This is a genomic window from Paenibacillus sp. KS1, from assembly GCF_001680695.1.
Classification (GTDB): Bacteria; Bacillota; Bacilli; order Paenibacillales; family Paenibacillaceae; genus Paenibacillus_B; species Paenibacillus_B suaedae.
The window spans coordinates 1-10,550 of the sequence record NZ_MAIS01000128.1 but is presented as its reverse complement, the minus strand read 5'-3'; the positions used below and the strand labels follow the sequence as shown (position 1 = coordinate 10,550).

The window sequence follows — 10,550 nt, the reverse complement described above, 5'->3', positions numbered from 1 at the left end:
ATAAAAAGACAGGGTTTCTCAACAATCTGGCTGTCGGATACCGACAGCTTTTTTATTAGGGATAATTTGTGGAGCACATTAGGAATATGATGCGGGCTCATTTATAATGAGAACAGGCATGCAAGTATCGATACGAATTAGGAGTGGAATGTTGGTGGAATACACAGCTCAGCAAGTAGCGGAATGGATGATCGATGAAATTAGAACGAAGGGTGTCGCTTATCAGAGCGATGTCATTGAATATGTGAAGACGCACTTCGGGGAGCATTTCGTATATGTGAATGAGAATGGGAATGCTTCGCTCGACAAGGAAGTGAAGAAGGCGTTCCGTAAGCTGCATCGCGGCAAAGTCGCATGGGACAGAGACGGATTTTGCTGGGGATGGACGTAAGCTTGGCGTAAAGAGATGGAGCAACTAACGCTGGATCACGAGGAACAACATGTTCCTCTGTATTTCTGGTGGAGTGGCAGGCGAATCGCTGTCAATAGAGAAGCAGAAGGTGAAGGAGCGGTACGAGTTATGGCGCAGCAGAAATACTATGTGGTATGGGAAGGCAGTAAGCCAGGAATCTATACGAGCTGGCCGGAATGCCAAGCGCAAGTGAGCAATTACAAGGACGCGAAGTATAAGTCCTATGCCTCCAAGAGCGAAGCGGATAAGGCCTATCGGGAAGGCTGGAAGAAGCATTGGGGTCAAGGTTCTGCCAAGAAGGGAGCGGCTGGGAAGTCCGCGGGGACTGCTGCTCCCGTATCCAAATCGGAGATTGATTATAACAGCATTTCCGTAGATGTAGGGACGAGAGGGAATCCAGGGCCGATCGAGTATCAGGGAGTAGATACGAAGACAGGAGAAGTAATCTTTGCAAATGGCCCTATTCCCAATGGAACGAACAACTTAGGCGAGTTCCTTGCCATCGTGCATTCTTTGGCTTACCTCAAGCAGCAAGGCAGCAATAAGACCATATACAGTGATTCGCGAACCGCGATGAAGTGGGTACGCGAGAAGAAAGTGGCGACAACGCTTGTTCGCAATGAATCGACGCAGGAAGTGTGGAATTTACTAGACCGGGCGCTTCATTGGCTGCAGACGAATACCTACATCAATAAAATCCTGAAGGTGGAAACCGAGCATTGGGGCGAGATTAAGGCCGATTACGGCAGGAAATAGCCACTTCTCAACAAAGCTTTTTGTACAGGTTGATTCAGAATTGGAACGGAGATCCACTTTTTACACAGATTAATCTGGAAGTATGGTATAATGGAACCATACTGATTCGGCTGTAGTCGCAATATCGTGCCCCGAACGTGACGTTTGGGGCTTTTATATTTACAGTCGGCGTATCAACATATCATGTGAGGAGAGATGGGGTTTGTACAGCTCGCGGAAGAAATCACAAGAGGATGTGCCGATGGAAATAACATCGGTGTGGATATGTTCGAGTGAAGATTGCAATGGATGGATGCGAGATAATTTCACTTTTTCAAATGAACCGACATGCCCGCAATGCAAGTCTGCTATGGTCAAGGGTGAGAAGAAGATAGCCGTTCTTGCCAACACGAGTCCAGTTCAATCCTCCAAGTAAGGGTTGAAAGCAATGTTTTATAGCACGATGTAACGTTTTTTAGCTTTAGGGAGCACGGATGACGTGCTCTTTTTTTGTGCATTTCGTCAATATGATGAATAGGAATTGGTCGAAAAATGTAGAAAAATTAGATATAATTAGTAGAAAAACAGATCCTTACATGGGGGTAAGACATTGAATAATAATGGTTCTTGGTCGGGCGGATGCATTGGCCTTGCTGTTCTACTCGCTATGATGCTTGTTCTCTTCCGCTGGCTTGTGACAGATGGCCTGATAATTTTATTACTAATAGCGCTTTTTGTTGTAGGGTATGTTATTGTGCAGATGTCTAAAAGTCAAAAGGCAGCTCAAGACTTAGCAGAAGGGCATATGAAGCAAAAAGAGAAAATTGCGCTTCGTCTGGCTGCTGAGCTCGGAGGCTATATTACAGCTGCGGAAATTGCGGTTCATAGCGAGATGACCTTGGATGAAGCCGCGCAGATCCTGGATCGTTTAAAGTCACAAGGGGTATGTACGCTGCGAATTGCTGACAATGGAACCTATGTATATCAATTTGAGTCTTTATTAAATGATCGGCAGAAGAGACAATCCGAACGAATTTAAGTGAAATGCAACAAATACATAGAAGGAAAAAGAAGGAAAAGGCAGTTCTAACGAGGCGATGATGCTACGTTAGGAATGCCTTTTCCTTTTCATATTTGCTGTAGTTGATGCCAAAAGCCGAATGCAGAAAGCAATCCCTTTTTATTGCTGCCGAGTCATCATATCCTGAACTGCATCCGTAACCGATTCCTCCATGGAATAGAGGGTTTGAAATCCCTGCTGGCGAATTTGCGCATCGTCCCAAATGCGGTCGGTCGTTAATGTGTCCCATGCAAAAGGCGACATAGGATACGCTTTCCGTTGTTCCTCAGTCAGTTCAGCGGGGATATGGAGAAGGGAAGCGCGCTTGCCTGTAGCGGCATCGATGGCCTCTTTCAATTGCATCCAAGTCGTATCGAATCCTTTCAATACATAAACCCCATTATCCTGCCCGACCTCACCATATGTACCAAGCCACTCCATCGCACGGCCGATGTCGCGAGTATCGACGAGAGAAACCTTCGTTGAACCATCACCGATGATTGGATACTGATCGCGGGCATGTGCCGCGAACATTCTGGCGAAGAATGAGGATTGATCGCGTACTCCAATCGTGCTTGCCGGACGTAATATTGCCGTCTTCATTCCACTACCGAGGCCAGCTTCTTGTACGATCTTCTCCCTTGCTAGTCCTAACTGCTGTATCGGGTATATCGGCTGAGTATCGTATCGTTCATCAATTGGCTCTTTGCTGCGGAAATCATAGACAACAATGGTGCTTAACTGAACGAAGCGGGCTACTCCTTGCGCGGCTGCAGTGTCTGTCAACCATTTCGTCAATTGAATTTCTACGGGTGCGTCTGAGCGTATCGTCGAATTCAGCTTCGCATCTGCTGTGCAGTTGTAGACCACATCATGTCCTTGGATGACAGAAGCCAGTTCTGTACGGTTCTCCATATGGAGTTGGATGACTTGGGCGCCGCTCAGTTTGAGCCATGAGATATTGCTTGTATGCCGTGCGGCGGCGGTAACCTCATGCCCGGCATGCAGGAGTTGCTCTACGACATGGCTTCCAATGAAGCCGGTGCTTCCGAATACAATTGCTCTCATACGGTGGTTCTTCCTCCTAAGCCTTGCTCCATCACATTCCGTAATTATGAATTCAACATGCGCATGCTGTGCTGTTATCATAATCGAACTGCTTTTCTAATAAAAGTACGGTTATTTTATATAGTAACTATCCTGTTGAATAGTAATGGAAGCCATGCGAAAAAAAGGACAAGCCCAAATATGAATGATTGCAACTTAGAGCGAAACCTTTCTCTAGATTGCCACGTTAAGAAGGCAACAGGAAGACATATATTGAATTATCATGCTTGGTGAACGAGGAGGAGGAACGGGTGAAAAGGATACTGTCAGGGATTGTGGCAGTCGTCATGCTGCTGCTTGTCATTCCTACACAGCTACAAGCAGCTGCATCCATCAGCATTTACATGGATGGGGTGAAGTTGGTTACGGATCAGCCACCGACAACGCTTCAGGGTCGAACGATGCTTCCGATGCGCGCCATATTCGAAGCGCTTGATGCCAAGGTGTTGTGGGATCAGAGAAAGCAAATGGTGACGGCCATTAAGGACGATACTACCATTGTGCTGAAGATTGGCTCCAAGGCAGCGACCATAAACGGCTCCGCTGTTGTACTTGATGTACCGCCGCAGACATTGCTAGGGAGAACCATGGTGCCTGTACGCTTCGTCAGTGAGGCAATTGGGGCAGAGGTAGGCTGGGATCAGCGATCACAGAGCGTTTATATTCGGACACTCCCTTCGAATAACACGGTAGCCCCAGTTACAAGTGTCAGCGCGCAAACGGCTGGCAAGTATGGAGATGGCCGTGATGTGGAGGTCAGCTTCTTGAAATCGGCAACGGAATCAGCGGTGGATCACTATCGCGTATTTGTAGTGAAGGCCGCGAATGTCTATGGATTCACCTTGTCGCAAGCATTGGCTGTTCCCACAGGTCAATATACCGTGGCGTTCCCGATTGGCGGGCCACAACAAGTGCCGCTTACATCCAACACTCGCGATGTAGATGGAGACCTTCTGAAGAAGAGTCAATTCTACGTGGTGTTAGTGCTTGCGGTAGGCAAAGGCACGAACAAGTCGGCGTTATCTTCAGCTTCCCAAACCCTAACATTAACGAACACAACAGTGTCCGCTGTAAGCAATGTGCAAGTACGCGATGTGGCCGACTACGGAGATGGCCGAGATCTTCAGGTCAGCTTTGCACGACCGCAGTATGATGATTACATCGCGAATTATCAAATCCACGTTGTGAAGACAAGAGATGCCAATCGGTTTGACACGGCTGCTGCAAATGCTGTGCCTAACTCATTCTACACGACAATCTCCAAATCTGGTTCCAATTCTACGTTAGCGACAACGCTCTCCTCTTCCTCAAGAGATGTATCCGGTGATTATATTCGCAGCGATATTTCATATACCGTATTTGTACTCTCTGTAAGCAGCAATAGCAAGGTGTCTCCGCATGCGTTGTCTGCAGGTTCATCCTCTATTACGCTGGATCGTCCGATCGCGGCGCCGTCCATTACAAAAGTGGATGATGTGGGCAATTACGGGGATGGCCGTGACTTGCAGGTTAGCTTTATTCGCTCCGGCGATGAATCGAAGGTGAGCTATTACCGGATCTTTGTAGTCAGAAATCGAGATGCCGGAAGCTTCGATCTGTCCGATGCGAACCGAGTTCCGTCCGGCAGATATTATGATGTTGCGTGGAATGGATACAACATAACGACGACATTGCCGTCCAATGCTCGAGATGTACAGGGATCTTATATTGGCAATGGGGAGACGTACCGCGTATTCGTAATGGCAGTAGCCAAGGATGGCAATGCTTCTGCACTCTCCGCAGCATCTTCTGCGATCGTACTCAACAATAAAGGGAATGTTCAGGCGTCTAAGAATGTAACGGTCAGTGATGTTAGCGATTATAATGATGGCCGTGATTTGCGAGTTAGCTTCGAGCAGGCATCGGATGAGTCGGATATTAGCCAGTATCGAATTATGGTCGTAAAGTCATCAGATGCCAATCGATTTACACTGTCCGGTGCAAATGAAATACCTAGATCAAATTATATCGCTGTCAGTACAACGGGACGAAATCAAAGTATTGTGCTGCCTTCCAATGCCCGTGATGTGGATGGCTCTTCTATTCGAAATGGAGTCAGTTATCAGGTATTTGTCTTATCTGTTGGGAAGGGCAGTTACTCCGATGCCTTATCCAATCCGTCTTGGCCGATTACACTGGAGAATCGTGCTGTGGTATACTCCGCTACGAATGTGGGTGTACAGGATGTTAGCGATTATCGTGATGGCCGAGATCTACAGGTAGCATATACCCGAGCAGTAGATGAGTCGAATATACGCCAATATAGAGTGCTGGTCGTAAAATCGGCGAATGCAAGTCAGTTCGGCGTTTCTGCGGCTAGTGAAGTATCGCGATCCAATTACACAGTTGTCAATACGAACGGAGCGAATCATACTTTGACGTTATCCACGGATGCTCGTGATGTGGATGGTTCGTCCATTAAAAATGGCGTTAGTTATCGAGTCTTTATTTTGTCAGTAGGAGACAATGACGGCGGAACAAATGCATTGTCAGCACCTTCCCCAAATATCGTCTTGGAAGATAACCTAGGGGCAGACACAGTTACAAATGTTGCTGTGAAAGGAACAAAGAACAGCGGCAATAGTCGGGATGTGGAGGTGAGCTTCTCGGCACCTGCTAATGATTCCACAATTGCCGAATATCGAATTCTAATCGTTCCTTCGGAGAAGGCGGATGGCTATAAGCTATCTGCTGCAAATACCGTATCGGCAATCAATTATAAGAAGGTATCTAAGCAGGCGGGCGCTGTGAAGGAGATGCTGCCTGATACTGCACGTGATGTGTACGGCAAGCAGCTCTCAAAAGGGATGTCATACCGAGTATTTATCTTATCTGTATCCGGAGGGAAAGGTGCATCCAATGCTCTCTCTGCTCCTTCCGAGGAGTTTAAGCTGCTTGATCCTGCGGTTCCGGCAGCGGCGAATGTAACTGCTGTTCTGGAAGGGGAAGGAGCAATCCTCAAAGTATCGTTCGATAAGGCAGCAGATAGCAAGGGCATCGCCTATTACGCGATAATGGCAGTTCCTTCTGGATACGCAGATAGCTTTACGTTGACGGAAGCCAATCGGGTACGCAACGGAGGATATCGTGTGGTGAAGGTATCGGAGGAGGGTATCCTGACGCTTACTTCTTCAGATAAGGACATTACAGGATCCGCACTTCGAAGTGGTGTTGCCTATCGTATATTCATTCTGTCGATTGCAGATGGCCGACAAGCAACAGCCAATAATTTGTCCAAGGCATCTAATGAAATCATTCCTGGTGAAGCCTTCTAGAGCATACGAAGTAAATCTATAGGCAGTGATGGAGTAGGTAGATTCATAGAAGATGTAAGGAGCTCCGATTGTCTCGGGGCTCTTTGTTATGGGACAATGCGACAAGTTCAGGCATAGGGAGGAAAAAGGACTCGATTTTCTTGTAAAAAATTGCCGTTACCTGCTTGACTTTGGATTCTAGCAGCATTAATCTAGTGATATAGAACTAATAGATTTATTTTCCATTTCAATAGAGTCTATATTGATAAAGGCAAACCCATTGAAAGATGGCGACGCAAAGCTATAGGGGCTACGGCGAATCTCGCTAAGCCAGCCAGTTACCGATTATAGAGGAATAGCGGCAACGTCCATGTACGTTACGATCCCTTCTTATTTCGGTAAGTGGGGATCTTTTTTATTGCTTGCAAACTTCATATCATGCACTCCGTATTTGCACAAGGGCAAAGCCATTGAAAAATGGTGACGCAAAGCTATAGGGGCTACAGCGAATTCGCTAAGCCAGCCAGTTACCAATCATGAAGCAGGGCAGTGTTGAATCGGCTAATCAGCTGTTCGCTTCGGGAGGAGAATGTATCGTGAAATGGGACAAGCGTATTGTCGCACTTATTCTTGCCGTTATCATCGTATGCCCGATATTCGCGGCTCCGGTTAAAGCGCAGGAGCAAACTATACTGGACAAGCTGGTTGTATTGCCTAGCGGCGATTACAATCGAAGCGAGGCGGCTGCAATGAAGCAGCGGCTGGAGAAGATTCCGACATCGGTCTTGAATGCTCTATATAGTAAAGGAGTTAAGATTAAGCTTACTCAAGGAGCCATTACGAACGAGCCAGAACTTGCTTACCTGAAGGGAGTAGTACCAAGAGGGTGGGAAGGCACTGGATTGACATGGGATGATGTCCCTGGAGTGAGCGAGCGAGTTGTGGCGGTTCGCATCGGGTATAGCGAGAAAGGGAAGGGGCACAATTCGTTGAATCTGGAAATTCACGAGACGCTGCATGCGGTTGACCGACTCGTTTTCAATGAAATTAGTGGTACTGAAGAATTCAATACCATTTTCAATAAAGAAGCAAGTGTAAAATATAAAGGTGATGGCTATGTCTCGACGTATCCAACGGAGTATTTCGCTGAAGCTGCCAGCTTGTATTTGTTTAGCGATACGACAAGGGACGATTTGAAGAGCAGCATGCCGTTAACTTATGAATTTATGGCTAAGCTATTTGCGAGCTAGGAGCCCTACATAGAAGAAGCGCCTCCTCGACATGCGTCGAAGAGGCGCTTTGCTGCATATTCGTGCTCAGTCGCGATTATGGGTACACGACATCAGCGTTTACTTTCTCCCACGATTCGAATTCATCCTTGTTGCGGTGGTAGTCATGGTAGTTCGTTGCTTCCATCACATCGGAATAGTACCAATCCGCAGGGGCGATATCCGGCCATTTCTTCGCGTCTTTGTGGACATCATCATTGTGCACTTTGCGGTTCAACACGCTGTTGATGAACGCCATTGCTTCGGCACGAGTGATGTACTGATTTGGCTTGAACTTGCCATCTGGATAACCCTTAATCCAGCCTTTGTTTGCTGCGGATACGATGTATTTCTCTGCCCAATGACCGCTGATATCGGAGAACAGTGTATTCGTCTGCTCATTCAGCTTATCGAATCTGGAAGCAATTGCGGCGAACTCTGCTCTCGTAATCGGTTTTTCTGGCAGGAAAGTGCCATCCGGGTATCCAGTGATAATCCCTGCATTCTCCATCGTGGAGATGTGTCTGTTCGACCAGCGCTTTTCGGCTACATCTTTATAAGAGTTGGTTCCCTTCAAGAAGTTGGCCCGTGTGGTATTCTCCATTAGGCGATAGAAGATAGCAGCTACTTCTTCGCGGCTGATCAGGTTTTTCGGCTTGATTTCCCCATCCGGATATCCATTGATGTAATTGTAATGATATTGCGTTTCTAACTTCGGCACCGGTGGCAATGGTGGAACTGGTGGTAATGGCTTGGAGCTTGGATAATAGGAACTGCTGCTGCCACTGCTGCTGCCTCCGCCACTTGAGTTTTGCGTGTAATAGAAGATGTACTCTTGCCCTTCCTTATCAGTGAAGGTGTAAGTGTCAGTGGATTTAACAGGTGTATACCCCGATATGGACAGTGCCGTAAGTTCAACCTTCTCCCCAGCTTTGCCGCTCTTCGTCGTTGGATTTACGAGTTGCTTGCCTGTTCCTTGCTCCACATATTTAATCGTTACATGCTGATCTGGCTTGCTGATTGGATTCTTGATGTAGAGGATCGTGAACGTCTGTGAAGCATCTGCAGTGAAGACATAGTTGTAAGTAGACTGTTCTGGATTATATACAGCGTCTGTCACTGTAATCGGTGTTGGCTTCAGTGTGATGTGCTCTCCGGCTTTGCCTTTCAACGAAGTTGGTTCTGCTACCGGTGCAAGAGTCTCCTTATCCAGATGCAGTACCGTCAGCAGCAATGCCTCTACAGGATCACCCTTTTTGTAGTAAATCGTATACTGTTGCTCTGGAGTTCCGTTAATCGTAATGTCATGGTTGAATTTTAAAGGCTGATACACAGCGTCTGCTACGGAGATTGGCTCAGCTGTTACATGAACGACTTCGCCAGACTTGCCGCTGACCGTAGTAGGTTCCTGCAGCACTGCGTCAGTGCCTTCTTCAAGGTGATGAACAGTTACGAAATAGGTTGGCAGATCTTTTTTGCTGTAGAAGAACGTATAGGATTGTTCAGCTTGCTCAGTGACTGTGTATTCATGCTGGTAGGAATCTGGCACATAGATTACACCATCAACTGTAATATCTTCTGCTCTCAGTGTGATGGTTGCCCCAACCTTGCCGCTTGTTGAAGTGGATTCCTTCAGAACTGTGCCAGTAGCTGCATCCTTATAGTGGACGTGCACGGTCCGTTCTTGAGGAGTAACGTCCTTCTTGGTGTAGGTGAAGGTATAGGATTGTTCCTCTTGATCTGTAATGGTGTATTCATGCTGATAGGAGTCAGGAACGTAAACTACGCCATCAATCGTAATATCTTCTGCTTTAAGTGTAACCGTTTCTCCGACCTTGCCGCTAGTCGTAGTAGATTCCTTCAGAACTGCACCAGTAGCTGCCTCTTTATAGTGGACGTGAACAGTACGTTCTACAGGGGCATTCTTGGTGTAGAAGAAGGTGTGCTCTTGGTTAGCCTCAGCAGTGAACGTGTACTTTACTTCTGGATTGACTGGAGTGTAGCCTGTAACTTCTAATGCAGTCAGTGTTATTGATTCTCCAGTTTTTCCGTCTTTCGAAGCATCTTTTGCGATAGGAAGCTTGGTGTCTTGGTCAATGTAGTGGATGGTTACTTTTTGTGGATTCGCGGTGTAGAAGAATTTGTACGTGTCGTTTTTATCTGTGAATGTGTAAAGCTCTCTTTCTACCTCAGGCGTATAGCCAGGAATCTTCTTGGCTTCCAACCCAAGCTTCGTGCCGGTAGGCCGGTTATAAGTTTCAGAATCTGCAAGTGTTTCTTTGGTTTCTTTGCTCAAATACTCCACTGTCAGTGTCTGTTGGCTTGGCGTATACCAGAATGTGTATACATTGTCCTCGGCTTTGAACGTATAGCTATCTTCAGCTTTGTCAGCTGTAAAGCCTGGAATGCTTAGAGCCTTCAACGTAATCGTCTGGCCCGTGACACCTTGTGCAGATGTTCGTTCAGCGATTTCTCTGTTTGTAAGACTGCTGACATGCTTGATGATTACTTTTTGAGTGTTCGCTTTGTAGAAGAAGGTAACCACGTTGTCTGTAGCTTTTACAGTATAGGTTACTTCCGATTTCTCAGGCGTGTAGCCCGGGATGTCGATAGCTTTCAACGTAACAGACTCGCCAATCTTACCTGAGCGAGAAGTGTCATCGTCAGCGATGGAC

General features: G+C 46.9%; 8 protein-coding genes and 2 riboswitches. Of the genes, 6 read left to right on the top strand and 2 right to left on the bottom strand.

The genetic code is table 11. The features are described 5' to 3' along the window. Window positions 1-154: 154 nt before the first annotated feature. The 4 genes from BBG47_RS25885 (at window position 155) to BBG47_RS25870 (ending at window position 2,186) form a co-directional block, all read left to right on the top strand. On the top strand, window positions 155-391 hold the full coding sequence (locus BBG47_RS25885; RefSeq protein WP_021262652.1) for a DUF6953 family protein: 237 nt from the start codon (window positions 155-157) through the stop codon (window positions 389-391). A gap of 129 nt (window positions 392-520) precedes the next feature. Continuing rightward, the gene (gene rnhA / locus BBG47_RS25880) at window positions 521-1,168 is read left to right on the top strand and encodes a ribonuclease H (RefSeq protein ID WP_065294137.1); all 648 of its coding nucleotides are present in this window, start codon (window positions 521-523) and stop codon (window positions 1,166-1,168) included. A 202-nt stretch (window positions 1,169-1,370) separates the two neighbouring features. Further along, a complete protein-coding gene (locus BBG47_RS25875) occupies window positions 1,371-1,583 on the top strand; it encodes a cold-shock protein (protein WP_021252735.1) in 213 nt (70 codons plus the stop codon). 174 nt (window positions 1,584-1,757) lie between these two features. Then, a complete protein-coding gene (locus tag BBG47_RS25870) occupies window positions 1,758-2,186 on the top strand; it encodes a hypothetical protein (RefSeq protein WP_065294135.1) in 429 nt (142 codons plus the stop codon). A 141-nt stretch (window positions 2,187-2,327) separates the two neighbouring features. Here BBG47_RS25870 and BBG47_RS25865 read toward each other — a convergent pair whose 3' ends face one another. Next, a complete protein-coding gene (locus BBG47_RS25865; protein ID WP_065294134.1) occupies window positions 2,328-3,275 on the bottom strand; it encodes an NAD-dependent epimerase/dehydratase family protein in 948 nt (315 codons plus the stop codon). A 290-nt stretch (window positions 3,276-3,565) separates the two neighbouring features. On the opposite strand from BBG47_RS25865, the gene BBG47_RS25860 reads away from it, so the two are divergent. Both BBG47_RS25860 and BBG47_RS25855 read left to right on the top strand, forming a co-directional pair. Next, on the top strand, window positions 3,566-6,628 hold the full coding sequence (locus BBG47_RS25860; protein WP_065294133.1) for a copper amine oxidase N-terminal domain-containing protein: 3,063 nt from the start codon (window positions 3,566-3,568) through the stop codon (window positions 6,626-6,628). A gap of 239 nt (window positions 6,629-6,867) precedes the next feature. Continuing rightward, window positions 6,868-6,953: riboswitch (cyclic di-GMP riboswitch) on the top strand. Window positions 6,954-7,057: 104 nt separating this feature from the next. Continuing rightward, window positions 7,058-7,142: riboswitch (cyclic di-GMP riboswitch) on the top strand. Window positions 7,143-7,203: 61 nt separating this feature from the next. After that, window positions 7,204-7,857, top strand: a complete 654-nt coding sequence (locus tag BBG47_RS25855) for an anthrax toxin lethal factor-related metalloendopeptidase (RefSeq protein ID WP_065294136.1) — start codon at window positions 7,204-7,206, stop codon at window positions 7,855-7,857. A gap of 76 nt (window positions 7,858-7,933) precedes the next feature. Here the strand turns inward: BBG47_RS25855 and BBG47_RS25850 are convergent. Further along, on the bottom strand, window positions 7,934-10,550 hold a 2,617-nt coding region (locus BBG47_RS25850; protein WP_175400643.1), incomplete at its 5' end, for a MucBP domain-containing protein.

Coding starts and splice junctions, on each gene's coding strand:
- BBG47_RS25865 (WP_065294134.1), bottom strand. CDS start 3,275: ATGAGAGCAATTGTATTCGGAAGCACCGGCTTCATTGGAAGCCATGTC.
- rnhA (WP_065294137.1), top strand. CDS start 521: ATGGCGCAGCAGAAATACTATGTGGTATGGGAAGGCAGTAAGCCAGGA.